Origin of the sequence: Tenuifilum sp. 4138str, assembly GCF_041102575.1 — a bacterium.
Classification (GTDB): domain Bacteria; phylum Bacteroidota; class Bacteroidia; order Bacteroidales; family Tenuifilaceae; genus Tenuifilum; species Tenuifilum osseticum.
On record NZ_JBGCUE010000001.1, the window covers coordinates 49128 to 70527 of the forward strand.

Annotated in this window: 18 protein-coding genes; 13 read left to right on the plus strand and 5 right to left on the minus strand. The window is 43.5% G+C overall.

The window, feature by feature from the left end; genetic code table 11:
- Positions 1-125: 125 nt before the first annotated feature.
- The 6 genes from AB6811_RS00170 (at position 126) to AB6811_RS00195 (ending at position 6576) form a co-directional block, all read left to right on the plus strand.
- Entirely contained in the window at positions 126-1367 is a 1242-nt protein-coding gene (locus AB6811_RS00170; RefSeq protein ID WP_369488177.1) for a cation:proton antiporter, read from the plus strand.
- 76 nt (positions 1368-1443) lie between these two features.
- A complete protein-coding gene (locus AB6811_RS00175) occupies positions 1444-1998 on the plus strand; it encodes an HDIG domain-containing metalloprotein (protein ID WP_369488178.1) in 555 nt (184 codons plus the stop codon).
- 10 nt (positions 1999-2008) lie between these two features.
- Positions 2009-2803: an inositol monophosphatase family protein gene (locus AB6811_RS00180; RefSeq protein WP_369488179.1), complete on the plus strand. Its 795-nt coding sequence runs from the start codon at positions 2009-2011 to the stop codon at positions 2801-2803.
- A gap of 3 nt (positions 2804-2806) precedes the next feature.
- Positions 2807-3715, plus strand: coding sequence for a lysophospholipid acyltransferase family protein (locus tag AB6811_RS00185; protein ID WP_369488180.1), 909 nt, complete (start codon positions 2807-2809; stop codon positions 3713-3715).
- Positions 3705-4733, plus strand: a complete 1029-nt coding sequence (locus AB6811_RS00190; protein WP_369488181.1) for a glycosyltransferase family 2 protein — start codon at positions 3705-3707, stop codon at positions 4731-4733. The genes AB6811_RS00185 and AB6811_RS00190 overlap by 11 nt, the downstream gene beginning before the upstream one ends.
- A gap of 157 nt (positions 4734-4890) precedes the next feature.
- Positions 4891-6576 carry an AMP-binding protein gene (locus AB6811_RS00195; RefSeq protein ID WP_369488182.1) on the plus strand — a complete coding sequence of 562 codons (1686 nt, stop codon included), beginning with the start codon at positions 4891-4893 and terminating at the stop codon, positions 6574-6576.
- Between the two features lie 84 nt (positions 6577-6660).
- On the opposite strand, the gene lysA is transcribed toward AB6811_RS00195, so the two are convergent.
- From lysA to AB6811_RS00210, 3 genes are all read right to left on the minus strand, one after another.
- Entirely contained in the window at positions 6661-7800 is a 1140-nt protein-coding gene (lysA, locus tag AB6811_RS00200; protein ID WP_369488183.1) for a diaminopimelate decarboxylase, read from the minus strand.
- A gap of 2 nt (positions 7801-7802) precedes the next feature.
- Entirely contained in the window at positions 7803-9164 is a 1362-nt protein-coding gene (locus AB6811_RS00205; protein ID WP_369488184.1) for an aspartate kinase, read from the minus strand.
- 88 nt (positions 9165-9252) lie between these two features.
- Complete coding sequence (locus tag AB6811_RS00210) at positions 9253-9387, minus strand: hypothetical protein (protein WP_369488185.1); 135 nt, start codon at positions 9385-9387, stop codon at positions 9253-9255.
- Positions 9388-9553: 166 nt separating this feature from the next.
- Between AB6811_RS00210 and pheT the strand changes: the two genes are divergently transcribed.
- Together pheT and AB6811_RS00220 are read left to right on the plus strand one after the other, a co-directional pair.
- On the plus strand, positions 9554-12007 hold the full coding sequence (pheT, locus tag AB6811_RS00215) for a phenylalanine--tRNA ligase subunit beta (protein ID WP_369488186.1): 2454 nt from the start codon (positions 9554-9556) through the stop codon (positions 12005-12007).
- 9 nt (positions 12008-12016) lie between these two features.
- Positions 12017-12520, plus strand: a complete 504-nt coding sequence (locus tag AB6811_RS00220; RefSeq protein WP_369488187.1) for an O-acetyl-ADP-ribose deacetylase — start codon at positions 12017-12019, stop codon at positions 12518-12520.
- Between the two features lie 3 nt (positions 12521-12523).
- Here the strand turns inward: AB6811_RS00220 and AB6811_RS00225 are convergent, their stop codons facing one another.
- Together AB6811_RS00225 and AB6811_RS00230 are read right to left on the minus strand one after the other, a co-directional pair.
- Positions 12524-13903, minus strand: a complete 1380-nt coding sequence (locus AB6811_RS00225) for a sigma-54-dependent transcriptional regulator (RefSeq protein WP_369488188.1) — start codon at positions 13901-13903, stop codon at positions 12524-12526.
- 23 nt (positions 13904-13926) lie between these two features.
- Positions 13927-16161: a tetratricopeptide repeat-containing sensor histidine kinase gene (locus AB6811_RS00230; RefSeq protein WP_369488189.1), complete on the minus strand. Its 2235-nt coding sequence runs from the start codon at positions 16159-16161 to the stop codon at positions 13927-13929.
- Between the two features lie 75 nt (positions 16162-16236).
- On the opposite strand from AB6811_RS00230, the gene AB6811_RS00235 reads away from it, so the two are divergent.
- The 5 genes from AB6811_RS00235 to tnaA all read left to right on the plus strand — a co-directional run bounded on the left by AB6811_RS00235 (position 16237) and on the right by tnaA (position 21301).
- Positions 16237-17100 (plus strand): UbiA-like polyprenyltransferase, encoded by an 864-nt coding sequence (locus tag AB6811_RS00235; protein WP_369488190.1) that lies wholly within the window; start codon positions 16237-16239, stop codon positions 17098-17100.
- A gap of 137 nt (positions 17101-17237) precedes the next feature.
- Positions 17238-17663 (plus strand): hypothetical protein, encoded by a 426-nt coding sequence (locus AB6811_RS00240; protein ID WP_369488191.1) that lies wholly within the window; start codon positions 17238-17240, stop codon positions 17661-17663.
- Between the two features lie 2 nt (positions 17664-17665).
- Positions 17666-18217, plus strand: a complete 552-nt coding sequence (locus AB6811_RS00245; RefSeq protein ID WP_369488192.1) for a PepSY-associated TM helix domain-containing protein — start codon at positions 17666-17668, stop codon at positions 18215-18217.
- A gap of 396 nt (positions 18218-18613) precedes the next feature.
- The gene (locus AB6811_RS00250; protein WP_369488193.1) at positions 18614-19033 is read left to right on the plus strand and encodes a hypothetical protein; all 420 of its coding nucleotides are present in this window, start codon (positions 18614-18616) and stop codon (positions 19031-19033) included.
- A gap of 891 nt (positions 19034-19924) precedes the next feature.
- Complete coding sequence (tnaA, locus tag AB6811_RS00255; protein WP_369488194.1) at positions 19925-21301, plus strand: tryptophanase TnaA; 1377 nt, start codon at positions 19925-19927, stop codon at positions 21299-21301.
- Positions 21302-21400 lie beyond the last annotated feature (99 nt).

Sequence of the window (21400 nt, forward strand, 5' to 3'; positions counted from 1 at the left end):
CAATTATTGAGAAAATGTGGGAAAAGAATGATTTGTTATATATTCGCAAACCAAGTGGTTTAACTTTTAATCCATTAGTTTTTAAGTTCTTTTACTGATACAGTTAGTTTATCAAAGTGTTCTAAATGAACTCATCGTTAACCATATTGTTTTTAGGGATAATTATTTTTTTGGCCCACTGGTTTTCCGGGATTTTTGACCGGAAAGGGATTCCCGATGTACTACTTTTGATGCTTGTGGGTATCCTATTTGGCCCTATCCTAAAATTGGTAAAACACGATGATTTTGGAATTGCCGGGCCCATGTTCACATCGTTAACGCTGGTAATCATACTTTTTGAGGGTGGAATTGGTTTGAATATAAGCGAGTTAAGGAAATCGTTGGGAGGTTCGCTAACGCTTACGGCAATAAACTTTGTTGTAACTACCATTGCTGTATCAATTCTATCATACATGCTGTTTCATCTTTCCGTATTAGAATCGCTAACACTTGGTGCAACTCTGGGTGGAACCTCATCGGCAGTGGTTATTCCCATGGTAAGGCAGATATCGATGCAGGAGATATCCAGAACCTATCTGGTATTAGAGTCGGCATTAAGCGACGTGCTTTGCATTGTGTTTGCACTTGCTATTATCGAGGGAATTAGTGGTGGAGAGGTTCAGCCAGGATTAATAGTTGGTAAAATAATTTCATCGTTTGTTCTTGCATCGTTTGTTGGTTTTGCTTCAGCCGTGGTTTGGGCTGTTCTGCTAAACCGGATGCGCTCAATCAAAAACTCCATTTTTACTACGCCGGCTTTTGTTTTTATAGTTTACGGATTGGCTGAGATATTAGGATATAGCGGGGCTATATCATCGTTGGTTTTTGGAATAACCCTTGTTAATACCGAGCAGCTTAGGGGCACGTTTCTAAACAAGTATTTGCCACAAAATCCTGTTTCGCTCAACGAAACCGAAAAGATCTTCTTCTCGGAGATAGTTTTTCTGCTTAAAACCTTCTTCTTCGTATATATAGGCATATCAATTCGGTTCGATAATCTGATGATTCTGGGGCTAGGTTTGTTGGTTGCAATATCGCTTTACATACTCAGAATTCCGGTGGTAAGGCTTACTGCCCATAATGGAATTCAGGTTGCTGATAAGGTTACCATGTCGGTAATGATTCCAAAAGGGTTAGCCGCTGCTGTACTGGCGGGAATACCGTTGCAAAAAGGGATTCCGGGAGGACAGGTCATCCAGGACTTAACTTACTCTATCATCCTAATTACAATCATACTTACTAGCGTGCTAATTCCTCTTTTAGGTCGAAATAAAAGATTAAACGCTATTTACGGTTGGTTTTTTAGGATTCGGTTTAATAAACGTTAAGCAACTCCCTGGTCATTAAAAAAAATCTTAGTTTTACAATCATTTTTTTACTTTTGCTTAATTTTTTATTGCAAATATGGAACAGCGCGAATTTTACGTTGAGCTGCTAAACAAGCACGTTTCAAATCCTAAAATGATAGCCCATTGCCTGGCTTCGGAAGCCGTGTTGCGCGAGCTGGCCCGGAAGTTTGGTGAGGATGAGGATGTTTGGGGTATAGCCGGTTTGCTTCACGACTTGGATGTTGAAATAACCAACGCCGATCCTAAAAGCCATGCGCTGGTTGCTGCTGAAATGCTTCAAAATGTATTGCCAGCCGAGGCTGTTGATGCCATTAAAATGCACAACGAGGAGGCAACAGGCATGCCTCGTACAACTCGTTTCCAGCATGCCCTGGCCGCCGGCGAAACCATAACCGGCCTAATATTTGCCACGGCCTTAGTTTATCCCGATAAAAAAATTGCAAGCGTTAAGCCAAAGTCAGTGGTAAAACGTATGAAGGAAAAACAGTTTGCAGCCTCTGTAAACCGCGATACAATAATGGAGTGCGAAAGGATTGGGCTTAGCCTGGATGAGTTTGTTCAGCTCTCCCTAAACGCTTTAATACCAATTGCGCCAACTTTAGGTTTTTAATGGTTCGATAATGAATATTGATTTAGTACTTCCTCTGGTAATTGATGCTGCCCAAAGGGCAGGTGAGTGGGCTTTGTCCGAAAGGGAAAAGTTTACAGCCGAAATGGTTGAGGTGAAGGGAAAGCACAACTTTGTTTCGTATGTCGATAAGCATTGCGAGGCCATGCTGGTTGAAACATTGGGCAAAGCGCTTCCGCAAGCCGGTTTTATTGCCGAGGAGGGAACCGGTAGCAAAAATTCCAGCGGTTTAAACTGGATAATCGATCCGCTCGATGGCACCACAAACTACATTCATGGGCTATCGCCTTTTGCTGTAAGCATTGCATTGATGGACAATGATAGGGTTGTTCTTGGTGTAGTGCATGAGGCAAGCCTAAGGGAATGCTTTTGGGCAACCGAAAGTGGTGGTGCTTACCTTAACGGAAACCCCATTAAGGTAACAACTACACAAAAGGTAAACGATTCGCTTATTGCAACTGGTTTCCCGTACTACGATTACTCCCGCATCAGCCCCTTTTTCCAAACCATGGATTACTTCATGCGCAACTCGCACGGCTTACGCCGTCTGGGTTCAGCTGCTACCGACCTGGTTTACGTTGCTTGTGGCCGTTTCGATGCGTTTTACGAGTATGGCCTCAGCCCCTGGGATGTTGCTGCTGGTGCTTTTATTGTTGAAAGGGCTGGTGGTAAGGTGTGCGATTTTAAGGGCGGAAATAGTTACATTTTTGGAGGTGAAATAATTGCAACTAATTTAAACATTCATCAAGAGTTTACATCCGTAATTCGCGGTATTATGTTTGGCTAGCCTATGAGAAAAGTGATTCATGCCATATCGTTCTACACTTTTAGTATACTAACATTCCCTTTCAAATTCATGCCCTTGCGCTGGCTTTATGGGATATCGGATATCATGTACCTTATCATTTATAAAATTATAGGGTATAGGGTTGATGTTGTGAAAAAAAACCTGAAAAATTCTTTCCCTCAAAAAACAGAAAGTGAGTTGCTGGAAATTGAAAGGAAGTTTTACCGCCACTTCTGCGATTTGTTTGTGGAGCAGTTTTACATTCTGCATGCCAATGCTAAAAAAGCCAAACGGTTATGTAGTTTTAAAAATTTAGAGCAACTTGACCGGTATTACAATGAAAACAAAAGCATTGTTGTGGCTGGCGGACATTATGGGAATTGGGAATTGTATGGTTTGTTTGGGCTTTTTTTAAAGCATCAAGTTTTTGGTGCATATAAACCATTAGCTAATAAGTACTTTGAGAGTTTTGTAAATGCTTCGCGAGAGCGATTTGGTGCGCTGGCTGTTCCCATGAGAGACACTCCCAGAACCGCAATGCAATTTGCCAGGGAAGGGAAACTATTCTTTCTGGGATTAATCGCCGATCAAACCCCAGCTAAGGGCGAAATAAGGTACTGGACAACCTTTTTAAACCAGGATACACCTGTTTTCCTGGGTACCGAGAAGATTGCCAAGAAACTCAACCAGCCGGTTTTCTTCTGCAACATGCGAAAGCTTAAAAGGGGTTTCTATGAGGTTGAACTTGAACTCTTAACCGATAAACCTGCTGAAACCAAGCCCTACGAAATAACCGAAATGCACGTAAGAGCATTAGAGCGATTGATTAACGAGGCTCCTGAATACTGGCTTTGGTCGCACCGACGCTGGAAACACTCCCGTAACTTAACTCAAACTCCCAATGAGCAGTAGTAAAGTTGCGGTGGTTATTCTGAACTGGAATGGGGAACATTTCCTGAAAAAGTTCCTTCCTACGCTTATTGAGAACACTCCAAGGTCTCAGGTTGAAATAGTGGTTGCCGACAATGGTTCAACCGATGGCTCGCTTTTGATACTTAATGATTACCCAACGGTTCGGACAATTCTGCTCGATAAAAACTTTGGTTACACCGGTGGATACAACCGTGCCCTTAGCCAGGTAGAGGCTCAGTATTACGTGCTCCTGAACTCCGATATAGAAGTACCCAGTGGATGGTTGGAGCCCATGGTTACATTTATGGATAAAAACCCCCAAGTGGCCGCGTGCGCTCCTAAGCTAATTGATTTTAACCACAAGGAATACTTTGAGTACGCTGGGGCAGCAGGAGGTTTTATCGATCTGTTTGGTTATCCATTCTGCCGGGGACGTATCCTTTCCGAGATTGAGGCCGACAATGGCCAGTACGACGATCCCATGCCAATATTCTGGGCAAGCGGAGCTTGCATGATGGTTCGCTCATCATGTTTCTGGGAGGCTGGAGGTTTCGATGACGATTTTTTTGCCCACATGGAGGAAATTGATTTGTGCTGGCGCTTGCAGAATAGGGGCTACATAATTTACTCCATTCCCAGCTCGGTGGTTTACCATGTTGGAGGGGGAACACTGCCTAACAATAACCCCTTCAAGCTTTTCCTGAACTACAGGAATAACCTCTCCATGTTGCATAAAAACCTTTCACTTAGGGCGCTCCTTGTGGTTATCCCTATAAGAATGGTGCTTGATATTCTTTCGGCTTTTGTTTACCTTGTTAATGGTCGCCTTTCGTTTACTAAAGCTGTGTTTAAGGCTCACAAACAGTATTTAGCCAACATCTCTACTTTAAATAAGAAACGGAAACTCCTTAAACCTTTCAATCAGGCTACCCGCTACAGGGGATTAATTCTAGTTGATTTTTTCATACTCCGTCGTCGTAAATTTTATAGCTTGCCAATTTCTGGTAACAATTATTAACCATTGAAAAACCCATATTTCAAACGATTGTTCCAATCGCTTTGTCATTTATCACATGTAAAAAACGAACATTTAGTTAGATATTGTCGTTAATAGGTATATATTTGCATCTTGGATATCGATGCATTGCCTTTAGAGTTTCACGTAACACACATTTATGGTTTCATTTAAGAAGTTAACAATCAGGGATATACTGTTCCGTTCGCGAATGGCATATTACAACAGGCCATCATTAGCATTTGTTGGTCAGGAGCCTGTAACCTATGCCGATATGGCAGTAATAGTCCGAAATGTTTCGGGCATGCTAAACACCCTTGGTATAGGCAAAGGCGATAAGGTGGCACTAATTGGCGAGAATAGCCCCAACTGGGGAATGGCCTACCTTGCCATTACATCAATGGGTGCTGTAGTGGTGCCAATTCTTCCTGACTTTTCGGGGCACGAGATGGAAAGTATTATTAACCATAGCGAAGCTAAGGTTGTTTTTGTCTCAGCCAAGCTATATGGCCAACTCGATAGAAAGAACATTCCGGGTGTAATTGCTTACATACTAATCAATAACCTGCAGCCCTTTGACGAGAGCGTTACCACGCCTACGGCTGGTATGCCTTACGAAACGCCAAAGGCTATTGTGAATGTTGATTACTGCGATTGCGAACTACCTCGCCCCGATGAGGATGACCTTGCAGCAATTATTTACACATCGGGTACTACTGGTCGCCCCAAGGGTGTAATGCTCACCCATAAAAACCTGGTGTCAAACGTACTATCAACCCTGATGATACAGGAGGTAAACGAAAACGACAGGTTGTTATCCATCCTTCCGCTTTCGCATACCTACGAGTGTACGATAGGCTTCTTAATACCCATGGCAACCGGGGCATCGGTTTACTATCTGGATAAGCCGCCTACACCAGCCGTACTTATTCCCGCCATGCAGGCTGTTAAGCCTACCATGTTGCTTTCAGTACCCTTAGTAATTGAAAAGATTTACAAGAATAAGATCAAGCCTGAACTTACATCAAGCTCTCTCAAGCGAAAACTTTACAGCTTTACCCCTACCCGCAAGCTGCTTCACCGGATTGCAGCAAAAAAACTCCATAAAACATTTGGTGGGGAGCTTCACTTTTTTGGCATTGGTGGTGCAAAGCTGTCGTTTGAGGCGGAACGCTTTCTGAACGAGGGTCGTTTCCCGTATTCCATTGGTTACGGTATGACCGAAACATCGCCACTTTTAACGGGAAGTTCACCAAAGCTGGTTAGGTTCCGTACAGCAGGTTTTTCCATTCCCGGACAGGAACTTAAGTTGCTAAACCCTAACCCACATACAGGGGAAGGCGAGATAATTGTAAGGGGTGCCAATGTTATGGTTGGCTACTACAAGGATCCTGAACTTACCCAAACCATGTTTATTGACGGTTGGCTCCGTACCGGCGACTTAGGGTATATTGACAGCGATGGATACGTTGAAATTCGTGGACGCTCAAAGAATATGATCCTTACCGCTTCCGGCGAAAACATTTATCCCGAAGAGATTGAAGACGTAATCAACAAGCATGAGTTTGTGCTTGAATCGCTGGTTTACGAACTTCGTGGAAAACTTGTGGCTCGTGTCCACCTGAACAAGGAAGCACTTGAGAAATATTACGAGAATCTTAAACACTCTGCCAAGGATTGGCAACACAATGCTGAGGAGCATACCCGAAAGGTGTTAGACGAAATAATGAACTACGTAAATGCTAAGGTTTCAAAGTTTTCCCGTTTGAATCATATTGTTGAGCAACAGGAACCCTTTGTAAAGACCCCTACACAAAAAATTAAACGATTCCTTTACAAGGAGTAGAATTCACTCTTGAAGTAAAAGTCAAAGGCTGCCAGTGGCAGCCTTTGATGTTCAAAATGGGTTAATGTGCGTCACCTAAGCTTACTAGTGTTTAGGCAATAAGGCTAAACCTGAATGGTTAAAAACAGATTTTGGCCGTTCCCTTAGGTTGTAATCCGAGGCCATGGATTCGGCATAGGCACCACAAGAATGGACAACAAGCAAATCGCCACGTTCTGTATTGGGGAGGTTTACCTGCTCGCCAAAACAATCGGTTGTTTCGCAAATTGGCCCAACCACATCGTAGGTGGCAATAGTAGGGTATTCAATTTTACTTATGTTCTCAATGCGGTGTATGGCGCCATAGAGTGCCGGACGGATTAGGGCATTCATTCCAGCATCTACAATGGCAAAGTTTCGCGATTTAGTAGTTTTGGTATACAGCACTCGGGTGTATAGCTGGCCACATTGGCCAACCAATGAGCGGCCAAGCTCAAAATGGATAGTTTGCTCCTTTCCGGGGTTGAGCCACTGGTTGATGGTTTTGAAATACCCTTCAAAGTCAGCTATCCTATTAATCGAGGGATTGATATAGTCAATTCCCAAACCTCCACCCAGGTTTAGGTAAGGAAGTGCTTTGCTTTGTAACCTTTCCTGAATACGGTTTACCTCAAGGGCTAGGTTCTTGAACACTTCCATGTTCATTATCTGTGAACCAATATGAAAGTGTAGTCCAACCAGGTTGATATTCTTATACTTATTTGCAGAGTTTAATATCAAACTTGCCTCTTCCGCACTCATTCCAAACTTATTCTCTTTTAGTCCGGTGGTAATTGACTTGTGGGTGTTGGCGTCCACATTAGGGTTGATGCGAAGCGCTATACTGGCAGTTTTGTTCAACTTTTGTGCAATCTGTTCAATTACCTGAAATTCCTGAACCGACTCGCAATGGATGCATTGAATATTCTGCTCAATGGCATACTCTATTTCCCAATCGGTTTTACCAACTCCGGCAAACACAATGCCTTGGGGCTTAAATCCATTTTTCAAGGCAACTTTAATCTCGTTTCCGCTAACACAATCGGCGCCAAAACCCGCACCCGAAATGATCTTCAAAAGGGCAGGGTTGGCATTAGCTTTAAGTGCGTAATGAATAGTGTACCCATACCTTGTTGCTTGCGCAACTGCTGCGTTCAGTGTATCGTTCAGTAGCGCTAAATCATACTGGTAGAATGGAGTTTGCATGGCTAAAAGGGGTTTGCTTCAATGTTCTGGTGGGTTGAATCACTTACACTCACCGCCGGGAAAAGCTGCTGTAGCAACCTTAAGGCCTGAACCTTGTAGTGCGAATCAATCAGAAACGAGATATTGTTTACGCTTCCTCCGTAGGAGATCATCCGTATAGGTATCTCGCGCAGGCAATCGAAAACCATGGCTGCATAGCCCTTATGCGATGCTGGGAAATCGCCAACTACGCAAACAATGGTTTGGTTCCGTTCCACTTCCACCTGCGCAAATTGGCTTAAAACATTTACAATCTTTTCAAGGTTAATAGTGCTATCAATGGTAAGCGATATGGATACCTCCGATGTAGTAATCATATCGACTGGGGTTTTGTAAGTGTCAAAAACCTCAAAAACCCTGTGCAGGAAGCCGTAGGCTAAAAGCATCCGCGACGACTTGATGTTTATTGCTGTAATACCATCCTTTGCTGCCACTGCCTTTATCCCTTTCCGGTTCTTCATGGATGATATTACCGTTCCTTCGTCTATAGGGTTCAAAGTGTTCTTCAACACAACAGGGATATTCTTTACCTTGCAGGGTTGAATGGTTTGGGGGTGAAGTATTTTTGCGCCAAAGTAGGCAAGTTCGGCAGCCTCGTCGTACGATAGCTGTCGCAATGGGAAAGTATTTGTAACAAAGCGTGGGTCGTTGTTGTGTACCCCATCTATATCGGTCCAAATTTGCACCTCGTTTGCGTTCAGCACATTTCCAACAATGGCTGCGGTAAAATCGCTTCCACCTCGGCCCAAGTTATCAACCAACCCATTTGCATTGCGGCAAATAAAACCCTCGGTTACATAAATTTTTGCAAAAGGGTTATTTTGCATGAGGCGTTTTAGGTTCTGTTCAATGTAAAAGAAATCGGGCTCGCTATCCTTGTCAATCCTCATGTATTCCAGTGCAGGAATGTACGCGGCTCTTTTCCCCTGCTCTGTTAGTAGCATGTGGAATAGTCCTACCGATAGTTGCTCTCCTAGGGCAACTATATTCCGCGAATCGGTCTGGTTGAAGCCTTCAATCAATCTCGATAGAATCCGCAAAAACAGGTTGCTAATAAACTCTTCACCCCTTTTTCGGTACATTTTTGAATCAAATAGTCCGTCGGCGGTTTTTATGTGTTTGTCCTCAAGCTCTTTAGTTTTTTCAATTGCCTCGAGCATCTTACCCGACTGTGCCAGCTCTGTGATTTCCACTAAGCTGTTTGTAACTCCTGCCATGGCCGATAAAACCACTACAATGGGTTCATCGCCATTAAGCAGCTCGTTTACCTTTCTGAGCCTATCGGCATTACCAACCGATGTTCCGCCAAACTTTAAAACTTTCATTTTCTTTTTTTTGATTTTTTAGGGGTTTAACATAAAAAAAGGCCTGCAGGGCTCTGCAGGCCTAACACTCAATATCATTGTAATACTTTTATGCTGATTTTATCAATGCGTCAACGGCCTGCTTGTGGGTCTGTTTTTTCATGGTAATAACCATCTGTTTCATGCAAATGGTTTGCATGAAAAACTGTTTATTACTCATGGTATAGCAAGCCGAAAATTCCATTTTTGTGCTATTTTACTTTTGCAAAAATACTTTTTTTCTAATATCAAACCAGCTTTTAGGAAAAAATGTTTTTATTTTTTATGAAGCACTTTTGTGGGTACGATTGATAAATGTTACTTTTGTTGGCTAAAATTGATTGACAACAAGTTGACTAAATCTTTTCTTTATGAAAATTTCGCATAGCTGGCTTACGCAATACCTGAATGTGAGTAAAACACCTGATGAGATTTCAAAGATACTAACATCAATTGGATTAGAGGTTGAAAGCCTTGAGGCAAAGGAAACCGTTAAGGGTGGCCTTGCCGGAGTTGTGGTGGGTGAGGTTTTAACATGCGAAAAGCATCCCGATGCCGATAAGCTGAGCTTAACCACGGTAAACGTTGGTGCTGAGCAACCCTTAAGCATTGTATGCGGTGCGCCCAATGTGGCCAAAGGCCAAAAGGTACTGGTTGCAACCGTTGGAACTAAGCTGTATTTCAACGATCAGGAAATAGTAATTAAAAAGGCAAAACTTCGCGGTCAGCTCTCCGAGGGCATGATATGTGCCGAGGATGAGTTGGGTTTAGGCGATAGCCACGATGGTATAATGGTTTTACCTGCTGATGCTCCTGTGGGCATGCCTGCTGCTGATTACCTTAGGATTGAGAAAGATTACCAGTACGAGATAGGCTTAACCCCTAACCGAATTGATGCTGCCTCGCATTACGGTGTGGCTAGGGATTTAGCAGCTTTCCTTACCTACCATGAGAGCCCGGTTAAGGCCAATCTTCCTGATGTTTCCAGCTTTAAGGTTGATAACAACACGTTGCCCATACCCGTTGAGGTTTTGAACCCTGAGGCATGCCCGCGTTACTGTGGTATCACCATTAACGGGGTAAAGGTTGCCCCTTCGCCTGAGTGGTTGCAGAAACGATTACGCTCAATTGGGCTCAATCCCATTAATAATGTGGTTGATGTTACCAATTTCGTTCTGCATGAGGTTGGTCAACCACTCCATGCTTTTGATGCTGATGCCATTAAGGGCAACAAGGTGATTGTTAGAACCATGCCTGAGGGTACCCCTTTTGTTACCCTCGACGGAGTGGAACGCAAGCTATCAGCCGATGATTTGATGATTTGCAACGAGAGTGAGCCCATGTGTATTGCCGGTGTTTTTGGTGGGCTACATTCGGGAGTCACTGAAAAGACTACAAAAGTATTCCTTGAAAGCGCTTGCTTTAACCCTGTTTACGTCCGTAAAACCGGCCGTAGACACGATTTGCATACCGATGCCTCGTTCAGGTTTGAACGCGGTACTGACCCCAATATTACAATTTGGGCACTAAAGCGTGCAGCGCTTTTGATTAAAGAGGTTGCTGGCGGGACTATCTCGTCAGAGATTGTGGATGTAAATAGCAGTCCGGTTAACCACTTCGAGGTGGATTTCAACATCCACAGCGCATTGAGTTTAATTGGAAAGCAAATTCCCGAAGTTGATATCGAAAGAATTCTTGAGGGTCTTGAAATTAGGGTGCTTAAGAAAAATGGACAGCAGTGGCTTTTGGGAGTTCCTACATACAGGGTAGATGTTCGTCGTGAAGCCGATGTGGTTGAGGATATTCTCAGGATTTACGGCTATAATAACGTTGAAATAGGCGCAAAGGTTAATGGAACATTAAGTTACACCAAAAAGCCCGATAGTCTTCAGATGCAGAACATTGTATCGGACTACCTTTCGTCAAATGGTTTTGCTGAAATTATGTGCAACTCGTTGACAAAGGGCGGTTACTATGAAGGGCTGGCTACTTTCCCCGGGGTAAACTCAGTTAAGATTCTTAACCCCCTAAGCAACGAGCTGAATGTTTTACGCCAAACACTCCTTTTTGGAGGGCTCGAGAGCATTCAGCGAAACATTAATTTCCGTAATCTAAACCTTAAACTCTACGAGTTTGGGAACTGCTATGTATTCAAGCCCGAAGTAAAATCGCAGAAACCGCTTGATAAGTACTCGGAGCATTTTAGCATTGGCATTTGGTTAACTGGCGAAAATTTAAAGGAACACTGGATGACCAAGCCAGAAAAGCAGAATTTTTATCACCTGAAGGGTTATGTTCATTCTATACTATCGCGCTTTGGTTTTAGTATTGATAGAATTGACGTATCTGAAGCTCCTTGTGATATTTACGCTTATGGATTAACTTACAAGGCACAGGGTAAGCATCTTGTTACTTATGGAATGGTAAGCCCAGAAATACTCAGGCAATTCGATATAAAGACCGATGTTTTCTTTGCCGAGATAATGTGGCTGCCTTTAATGGACATGATTGCAGAAAGTAAAATTCAGTACCAGGAATTACCCAAGTTTCCTGAGGTTCGTCGCGATTTAGCTTTGCTAATCGATTCATCGGTTAAGTATGAGCAAATCCGAAAGCTAGCCTTTGAAACCGAGCGCAAGCTCCTAAAAAGCGTAAACCTTTTCGATGTTTATCAAGGAAAGAATATACCGGAGGGGAAGAAGTCGTATGCAATTAGCTATATCCTTCAGGACGAAAGTAAAACCCTTACCGACGAGCAAATAGATAAGACAATGAAGCGCCTAATAGATGTTTACGTTAGGGAGCTTGGTGCGCAAATCCGTTAAAAGGAAGCTATGGCCAAAATTGAATTGGTGTTAGGCGATATAACCCAAATGGATGTTGATGCCATTGTAAATGCGGCAAACGAGTCGTTGTTGGGGGGTGGAGGTGTTGATGGAGCTATACATCGTGCTGCCGGGCCCCAGCTGCTTGAGGAGTGCCGAGCCATAGGTGGCTGCCCAACGGGTGAAGCGCGAATCACCAAAGGATACAACCTTAATGCGCGGTATGTAATCCATACCGTTGGGCCAATCTGGCGGGGTGGCCAGCATAACGAAACGCTTCTACTGCGGCATGCCTATGTTAATAGCCTAAAATTAGCCCAAAAGCATGGGCTTAAAAGCATTGCATTCCCTAATATTAGTACAGGTGTTTACCATTTTCCTAAGCAATCGGCTGCGCAGATTGCCATAAGGGCAGTTGAGGAATTCGTGACCAAAAACCCTTTACCGGAGCGGGTGGTATTTGTATGTTTCGACCAGGAAAACTACAATATTTACAGGGAAATTCTTGGGTAATCGCTATAAATTGATATCGTATTTTTCCAACCTTCGGTCTAGTGCCTGACGGGTAATGTTAAGTAGCTGTGCCGCCTTGGTCTTCTTGTAGCCCGTGCGCTCAAGGGCTTTCATTATCACTATCTTTTCAATAAGATCAAGATCAAAAATTTCTTCACCTATTACGCCGGTTGTGGGAGTGCTGTCGGCAGGTGCAATTAAACCGCTAAAGTTTTTCATGGTTAGCCTGCCACCTTCGGAAAGAATTATTGCGCGTTCAACCATGTTGCGCATCTCCCTGATGTTACCCGGAAAGTTGTAGCTCATCATGGCTTTAACTATGAATGGGTCAACCTGATTTATCTTTTTGCCCATTCGGGTTGATATATGTTTTACGTAGTAATCGAAAAGTATTGGAATATCCTCCTTTCGCTCGCGGAGCGGCGGTATGTGTATTTGGAACGAGTTTAAGCGGTAGTATAGATCGCCACGGAACTTTCCGTCTTCAATCAGCTTGTTAATATCCTGGTTGGTGGCCGCAATAATCCGGACATCAACAGGGATATCTACACTTGAGCCAATCCTGCGGATTTTGCGGTCTTCAAGAACGCGTAGCAGCTTGCTCTGCATGGCTGGTTGCATTTCAACCACCTCATCGAGGAAGAGCGTGCCACCATTTGCCACCTCGAACCATCCAGCTTTATCCTCGTTGGCTCCGGTAAATGCCCCTTTTTTGTGACCAAAAAATTCACTCTCGAACAGGGTATCGGGGATGGCCGAGCAGTTCACGGCATAAAAGTACGATTTCTTGCGGGAGCTAAGGTAGTGAATGCCACGGGCAACAAGTTCCTTACCGGTTCCGCTCTCGCCAGTTATTAGTACTGAGGTGTTATCGGTTTTAGCCACCTTGCCCATAAGGTCAACTACCTGTCTTATTCCAAAGGAGTTTCCAATAATCTCGGTACCAATACTCTCAATCAAATCCTTTGACACCAAAGAGTATGTTTGGTTAATTTCCTTAAGCTGCTCGTTAAGGGCGATATAGCGTTTGGTGCGTTGAATGGCAGCACGCATGTCGAGTAATCGGAAGGGTTTTGGGAAGAACTCAATAGCGCCCATGCGCATGGCGTTTATAACAGCATCCATGTCGCCATGCCCGGTAATCATGATAACCTCAATGTCGGGGTATTCTTCCTTTACCTTGGTGAGCACTTGTAGGCCATCCATCTCGGGTAGGCGGAGGTCAAGGATAAGTATATCTATGTGATTCTCGCTGAGAATGCTGAATGCTTCTGAGGGTCGTTCTGCGGTTAGGACGGAAAAACCTTCTCCATCCAGAAATTCTTTTATCTCTTTACGAAAAACCTTTTCGTCGTCGAGAACCAAAATATTTATCTCTTTCATTGTCTTACATTGGTTTGTATAAATTATTCTCTTGGGATTGATATCTCAAAAAGGGTGAACTCGTTGGGTTCGCTTACAACGCGAATATCTCCTAGTAGATCCTTGATAAACCCATAGGATATTGAAAGGCCTAAACCAGTACCTTTATCTTCGCTTTTAGTGGTGAAGAATGGGTCGAAAATTTTCTCTACTATTTTTTGGGGAATGCCCGTTCCGTTGTCCCATACTGTTAGGTAAACGTTTTGTTCATCTTTGCGGGTGCTAACTTTAATCTTTTTTCGGTATGTCCTATCCTCGTTTTTCTTTTCTTTTTCATCTACTGCATATTTTGCATTGGAAAGTAGGTTCAGTAAAACCTGCTCAAGTTTATACTTGTCGGCCGTAATTGGTGGAATGTTCTCATCCAATGAGGTTTCAATTGTAACCCCGTGGTTTTCAAATTGAGCCGATACCATAAAGAGGGCACTTTTTACCACATCGTTTAGGTTAACCATTGAAAAGGTTACCGGCTTTTGGGTGCGAGAAAAGTAGCGGATATGGTCTATTATCTTTTTAATACGCTCAACATTCTCAAATAGAGAGTTCAGTTTCTCTTTCAGGTACTCCTCGCTACAGTTTTTGTCCTGAATACGCATAAGGATATTATCCAGACCCATCGATATTCCCCCAAGTGGCTGATTGATTTCGTGTGCAATACCGGCTGCTAGGGTACCTAGCGATTCGAGCTTCGACTTCTGCGATAGAAGTTGCTGTTGCTTTTCCTGTTTCTTTATCTCTTCAATCATTCGGCGTTCAAGTTCTCGGTTAATCTCAGTGATACGCTGTTCCGTTTCCTTTTGCTTGGCAATCTCTTTCTGTTTATTGCGGAATAGCACAACCAGTAACGAGAGAATTATTGCCACAACCACTAGCATCGATATCAGAAAACGCAATTGGTACCTCGACTTCGCTATCTGTAACTTTTGGATCTCGGAGTTTTGCTTTAGGATTTCGTTCTCTTTTTCCTTTTGCGATATTTCGTAAAGTATTTGGAGTTTCGCCAGACGTTGTCCTGTTTCTTCGTACTGCAATGAATCGCGCAGGTCAACCCACATCTTGTGGTAATCAAGGGCATCCTTGTAGCGCCCTTGGGCCTCATTGATTACCGAAAGGTATCGGTAAACATCGGCTTTTGAAGAGGTAAGGTTGTTTTTCTGCGCTATGTTAAGCGCTTGGTTTAGGAAGCGCGACGAAGTGGGGTAATCGCCAAGCTGAAAGTGGCAACGCGATATGCTTACCAAGGCAGCTATTAAGGTTGGTATGTCGTTGTATTTTGAGGAAATGCTTTGGCACTGTGTGTAGTAGTTTATGGCCTGGTTATAGTTCCCTTTTTCATAGTAGTAGTCGCCCAGTCCCTGTAAACTTTGGATAATTCCAACGGTATCGGAAGCATTCAGGCTAATGGTGTACGATAGGTTGAAGTACTGATAGGCGCTATCGTACTTTTGCGTAAGCATAAAAACCACACCAATTTCATTGAGCGATTTACTGTATGAAATTGAGTCGGATTGTTTTATTGCAGCCTCGCTAACCTTTTTAAAGTAATCGAGACTAGTACCTAAATCGCCTGAATTTTTGCTGGCTTGGCCAAGTAGGGTATAGGTATCAATCAGGGCTTTGTTTTTATTGTAAACAGTGGTAGTTTGGTTGTTTAGCAGGGTAAGGGCTTCAATTCCATATTGCTTTGCCTGCTTAAAGTTCTTTTGGTTTAAATGGAGGTTGCCGAGCTTAAGTATCAGCTCAAGGTAAACATTTTTGTTTGGAATATTTTTAAGCGTTTTTATGCCCGCTTCGAGCTGTTGTATTGCCAGGTCGAAATTTTGGCTTGCTTCGTAAACCCTGGCTATTCCTAAAAGAGACTTTGCTGTAAATTCGGGTTTATTGATTGATGAGTAAAGGTTGGCAGCCCGGTTAAAGTAACGGAGCGAGGTTTCGTACTCGCCAAGCTTATAGTTTGCTTCGGCAAGCAGCTCTAAGGCCATCGATTCCGTAAAGGAATCACCTTCCTTTTTAGCCGTTACAAGGGCTTGTAACCCAATATCAAGGCAGCGATCAGGGTTGGTTTTAAGCAGGGATTTACCCTGAACCACAAGGTCAGCGGCTTTTGAACTTCCCTTTACAGCAATCTCTTGGGGCAAAGTATCGGCTTGGCTTAGGCCAATTTGCGCTAAACCGGAAAGGCTTAATGTAAGCCATACTATTCGTAGTAAATGTTTCATCTAACTTTGCTGATGCTAATATAGCTATATTCCAAAAATTGCCTACTTTTATAGCCTTGAATAATTTATGCTAGTATGTTTTTTAAAGTAAAGAACTACTTGTCGCTGGTAAAGTTCAGCCATACAATTTTTGCAATGCCTTTTGCCCTTATTGGTTATTTTTTAGCTTACTATAAGCACTCGCTAAACCCTGACTGGTGGCTTTTTTTAAAGGTGATACTCTGCATGGTTTTTGCCCGAAATGCAGCTATGAGTTTCAACCGTTTAGTTGATAGGCATTTTGATAAGTTAAATCCACGTACAAGCGGGCGGGAAATTCCTAGGGGTATCATTGCTCCCAGGTCTGTTATGCTTTTCTGCATTGTCAATTCCATCCTTTTCGTTTTAACTACATACTTTATTAACCCATTGGTGTTTTACCTGTCGCCTGTAGCGTTGGGTGTCATCCTTTTTTATAGTTACACCAAGCGGTTTACCATGTTCAGCCATCTTGTTCTGGGAATAGGCCTATCGCTTGCGCCTATTGGCGCATACCTTTCGGTTACTGGTAGTTTTGCTCTTATTCCTATTCTATACTCGGTTGTTGTTCTTTTCTGGGTGGCAGGCTTCGATATCATTTATGCTCTTCAGGATGAAGATTTTGACCGTAATTCTAAGTTGCACTCAATACCTGCTGCAGTTGGTGCTCGCGGGGCTTTGGCCATTGCTTTGGTGTTGCATTTTATAAGTGCATCAATAGTTATTTCCATTGGGATACTGGCAGGCTTTAACATTTACTACTGGATAGGAGCATTCCTTTTTATAACTTTAATGATTTACCAGCATTACCTTGTCCGTCCAACCGATATTTCTAAGGTGAACATGGCTTTTGCCACCACCAATGGAATGGCAAGCCTTCTGTTCGCATTGTTTAATATAATTTCGATATTAACTTACTAAGAGTTATGAAACACCCATGTAAGGCAGCTTACTCAAACTTAGATGAACAAGCTATGGGTGTTCCATCCGCTCGATAAAGTTTGTTAAAAGCAAGAGAGTAACGAGTTAGTAATTAATAAAATAAATATTTTGTACGGATGAAAAAATATATTGTATTCTTTGGCCTTCTATTACTAATATTGGGCTGTTCCGGTAACCAAAATAGTGCTAACAAAGTGGAGCTGGTTGATGGTCAGTCAGTTATTGATGTAACGGTCGATTCGTTACTTTTAAACGCTAAGAATTACGAGAGTAAGGTGGTTCGTGTTAGCGGTATTGTTGAGCATGTGTGTGTTCATACCGGCTTGCGGATTACGCTTCAGGGCAAATCGCGGGAAATGAAGCTGAGTGTTAAAACATCGGATGCCAGTCGGCCTTTTGATATGTCAATGAAAGGAGCAAAGGCTACGGTCACTGGTGTTTTCAAGAGGGTAGGGGGAGCAAACGAAGTCTGCGATGTGGAATCGGCTCACCATCCAGGTGAAATTTACTTTTTGGAGTGTAACAGCATTAATGTTAAGTGATTATGACTCTTTCAAAGTTCTTACGGGTAATTCACAGGGATTTCAGTTACTTTTTTGCCGGAATGGTTTTGCTATACTCTGTAACAGGAATACTCTTAAACCATGGGCATCAGCTTAACCCTTACTACTACATCGATGTTAAAACAGTAAAGGTTGATATCCCTAAGGATTCCTCAAAGGTTAACGATCAGTTTCTTTTAGGTGTCTTCAGCCCATTTGGCGAAAGCGAGATTAGGTCGCATTACTACCCCGACTCATCAACCCTGAAAGTTTTTTTCAAGAACGGAACCGCCACGGTAAACCTGAATGAGCAAACCGCGCTAATCGAAAATAGTATACGGCGACCAATCCTATACCAGCTCAACATGATGCATCGTAACCGACCCAAGGCATGGTGGACATGGTTTAGCGATATATTTGCCGTTGGGCTAATTGTTATTACGTTAACCGGGCTTTTCCTGGTAAAGGGGAAAAATGGAATTACCCGGCGAGGTGCAGTACTGGTTGCCGCAGGCCTTATTTTACCCATACTGGCCATGATCATTTTCTTTTAAACGAGGGCAACTTCAATACATTTTCAAGGGGGGGCTTTTGTCATTCTAAAATCAATGTCGTTTAGTTAACAAAAATATTCATGCCTGTCATCCTGAGCGGCCTGTCCCGCACTAGCGGGGAGCGAAGGATCTCTAATCGACCCCATGAGACGTTTTGCTCGCGCTCAACATGACAATAGTTTCAAGAACAACGCTTTCAGCCCCGTAGGGACGTAATATCTGTAACCCCACCTGTTAGTGCTCGTCTCCAGACGCGTGCATCATTCGCCCTGAAAGGGCAAATCGCATTAGCCCTGGGTTTTAACCCAGGGTATTGAGGTGTTCAAATTATTTTGCGATGCACGCAATACATATTCCTAAGAGCGAAACTGAAGCGTTGCATCGCAACGGAAAGGCATGGCAAAGAGTGGTTTACATGTTCTTTCTTGTCTTGATACAAGAAAGAACCAAAGAAAATCAAGGCTGAAAAGCCCGACCCGATGGGTACCCCGTGGGTGGAACTGCCACGCGATACTATTCGCCACGCCTGAGGCGTGCCTCATGTGGTATCGCTTACAAAAGCCCACCGCCACGTTCCACCCCCGACCCATTGCCGGGTCAGGCTTTTATGCCTTTGCCTGCTTCTTCCGCTCCATAAGCCCACCGCCACGTTCCACCCCCGACCCATTGCCGGGTCAGGCTTTTATGCCTTTGCCTGCTTCTTCCGCTCCATTCCCTCTCAGGGAAAAGGGCTGGGGTGAGGTGTCGTTTCCTATATTCAACCTAGATGACCCCTCTAAATTTCCCCTGAGAGGGGAGACTTTAGCCCTGCAATAAGGTCTCCTAAATGCTTCTCCCCTCTCCTATCAGGAGAGGGGAGGGGGTGAGGTCAATTTCACGAACAACGAACATTGAGTAACTTACACGAATGACTTCATTTGTCATCCTGAGCATAGCGAAGGATCTCTAATTGACCCCATGAGATGTTTCGCTTGCGCTCAACATGACAATAGTTTCAATAACAACGCTTCCAGCCCCGTAGGAACGTAATATCTGTAACCCCACCTGTTAGAGCGCGTCTCCAGACGCGTGCATTATCCGCCCTGAAAGGGCAATTCACATTAGCCCTGGGTTTTAACCCAGGGTATTGAGGTGTTCAAATTATTTTGCGATGCACGCAATACATTTTCCAAAGAACAATCCTGAAGCGTTGCATCGCAACGGAAAGGCATGGCGAAGAGCGGTTACTAAAAAAACAACAAGGATTTAAGGTAAAGAGATGCTTTGGCAAGCTCTGCATGACAAGAGAGCAGAAAGGAAAATAGGGTTTTTGTCATCCCAAGCAAAGTCGTTCAAGGGATTGAAGAGAAAAGAGCAATGAGATGCTTCGGCGAAGTCTATACTTATAAATCGGGACTCAGCACGACAGCATTATGTTTCGCTTGCGAGCAATATGACAAATAACTTTAACTAAATAACATTGATTTTAAAATCGTTTTCGATTTGTAATTTTTTTATTTTTGCATGAGTTGAAAATCTACGAGAGTGATATTTAAGGAAAACATATACCTAAAGTTTACTGCTAAGTACGTGTTTCTGAATATAAAGAACCGCGATAGGTTCTAATTTTTTCCACCCAGCCATACCGGCATTTACATTTTTCGCCTTTGGTGAAAACATCTGCTTTTATAAATCGATATCAGTTTAACAATTAAAATATTTATTAGTATGGAACTACCATTTGCCGAATCGTACAAGATTAAAATGGTTGAACCCATTCGACGTAGTACCCGTCAGGAGCGGGAACAATGGATAAAAGAGGCAAAGTACAACCTTTTCAATTTGCCCAGCAATCAGGTTTACATCGATTTGCTGACCGATTCAGGAACCGGGGCTATGAGCGACCGCCAGTGGAGCGCCATAATGCTTGGCGATGAGAGCTATGCTGGGGCTTCCTCATACTTCAACCTGAAGAACGCCATCAGGAACATCCTTGGTTTTGACTACATAATGCCAACTCACCAGGGACGTGCTGCCGAGAATGTTCTTTTCTCGGTACTAGTGAAAGAGGGCGATTACATCCCTGGCAACTCACACTTCGATACCACTAAGGGTCATATTGAGTTCCGTCGTGCCCACGCTGTGGATTGCACCATTGACGAGGCTGCCGATACTGAACTCATTCATCCCTTCAAGGGCAATGTCGATCCCCAAAAGCTCGATTATTTTCTTAAGGAGCATTCCCAAAGGGTTCCATTTGTTATAGTAACTATTACCAACAATACCGCCGGCGGACAGCCCGTATCAATGAAAAATCTTCGTGAGGTTAGGGAGATATGTAACCGTTACGGCAAGCTTTTAGTTTTTGACTCCGCTCGTTTTGCCGAGAATGCATACTTTATCAAAACCCGAGAGGAGGGCTACGCCCACAAATCCATCAAGGAGATTGTAAGGGAAATGTTCTCCTACGCCGACGCCATGACCATGAGCAGTAAAAAGGATGCCATTGTCAATATTGGTGGTTTCATTGCCATGCGCGATCAGGAGCTTTGGCGTCAGTGTTCAAAGTTCAACATTATGTTTGAGGGTTATGTTACCTACGGTGGAATGTCGGGTCGCGATATGAATGCTTTGGCTGTTGGCCTTGACGAGGGAACCGAGTTCGATTACCTGGAAACCCGAATCAAGCAGGTTGAGTACCTTGGTAACCGCCTCGATGAGTTTGGTATTCCCTACCAAAAACCTGCTGGTGGCCATGCCATCTTTGTTGATGCCAACAAGGTATTACCCAATATCCCGCGCGAACAGTTCAGGGCGCAAACACTTGCCATAGAGCTTTACCTTGAGGCTGGTGTGCGTGGTGTTGAGATTGGCACCCTACTTGCCGACCGTGACCCCGAAACCCGTGAGAATCGCTATCCTAAGCTTGAACTCCTTCGGCTTGCCATTCCACGCCGTACCTATACCAACAACCATATGGATGTGGTGGCCGTTGCCCTTAAAAACGTTTACGATAGGCGAAACCAAATAACCAAAGGACTTGAAATTGTTTGGGAAGCTCCTATAATGAGGCACTTTACCGTGGAACTTAAACCTGCCAAGTAATATCTTTATTCATAAATGCAAGAGCCGGATAGTAAAGTCCGGCTCTTTTGCAATTTCATCAATGTTTTTTTCATCAACCTTGATTTATAGAATTACTAA

Excerpts from the sequence above, each read along its gene's own strand:
- AB6811_RS00220 (WP_369488187.1), top strand. The coding sequence starts at position 12,017 with ATGGCCAAAATTGAATTGGTGTTAGGCGATATAACCCAAATGGATGTT.
- AB6811_RS00185 (WP_369488180.1), top strand. The coding sequence starts at position 2,807 with ATGAGAAAAGTGATTCATGCCATATCGTTCTACACTTTTAGTATACTA.
- AB6811_RS00180 (WP_369488179.1), top strand. The coding sequence starts at position 2,009 with ATGAATATTGATTTAGTACTTCCTCTGGTAATTGATGCTGCCCAAAGG.
- lysA (WP_369488183.1), bottom strand. The coding sequence starts at position 7,800 with ATGCAAACTCCATTCTACCAGTATGATTTAGCGCTACTGAACGATACA.
- pheT (WP_369488186.1), top strand. The coding sequence starts at position 9,554 with ATGAAAATTTCGCATAGCTGGCTTACGCAATACCTGAATGTGAGTAAA.
- AB6811_RS00250 (WP_369488193.1), top strand. The coding sequence starts at position 18,614 with ATGGCAAAGAGTGGTTTACATGTTCTTTCTTGTCTTGATACAAGAAAG.
- AB6811_RS00205 (WP_369488184.1), bottom strand. The coding sequence starts at position 9,164 with ATGAAAGTTTTAAAGTTTGGCGGAACATCGGTTGGTAATGCCGATAGG.
- AB6811_RS00175 (WP_369488178.1), top strand. The coding sequence starts at position 1,444 with ATGGAACAGCGCGAATTTTACGTTGAGCTGCTAAACAAGCACGTTTCA.
- AB6811_RS00225 (WP_369488188.1), bottom strand. The coding sequence starts at position 13,903 with ATGAAAGAGATAAATATTTTGGTTCTCGACGACGAAAAGGTTTTTCGT.
- AB6811_RS00210 (WP_369488185.1), bottom strand. The coding sequence starts at position 9,387 with ATGGAATTTTCGGCTTGCTATACCATGAGTAATAAACAGTTTTTCATG.
- AB6811_RS00245 (WP_369488192.1), top strand. The coding sequence starts at position 17,666 with ATGACTCTTTCAAAGTTCTTACGGGTAATTCACAGGGATTTCAGTTAC.
- AB6811_RS00195 (WP_369488182.1), top strand. The coding sequence starts at position 4,891 with ATGGTTTCATTTAAGAAGTTAACAATCAGGGATATACTGTTCCGTTCG.
- AB6811_RS00170 (WP_369488177.1), top strand. The coding sequence starts at position 126 with ATGAACTCATCGTTAACCATATTGTTTTTAGGGATAATTATTTTTTTG.
- AB6811_RS00190 (WP_369488181.1), top strand. The coding sequence starts at position 3,705 with ATGAGCAGTAGTAAAGTTGCGGTGGTTATTCTGAACTGGAATGGGGAA.
- AB6811_RS00230 (WP_369488189.1), bottom strand. The coding sequence starts at position 16,161 with ATGAAACATTTACTACGAATAGTATGGCTTACATTAAGCCTTTCCGGT.
- AB6811_RS00235 (WP_369488190.1), top strand. The coding sequence starts at position 16,237 with ATGTTTTTTAAAGTAAAGAACTACTTGTCGCTGGTAAAGTTCAGCCAT.
- tnaA (WP_369488194.1), top strand. The coding sequence starts at position 19,925 with ATGGAACTACCATTTGCCGAATCGTACAAGATTAAAATGGTTGAACCC.
- AB6811_RS00240 (WP_369488191.1), top strand. The coding sequence starts at position 17,238 with ATGAAAAAATATATTGTATTCTTTGGCCTTCTATTACTAATATTGGGC.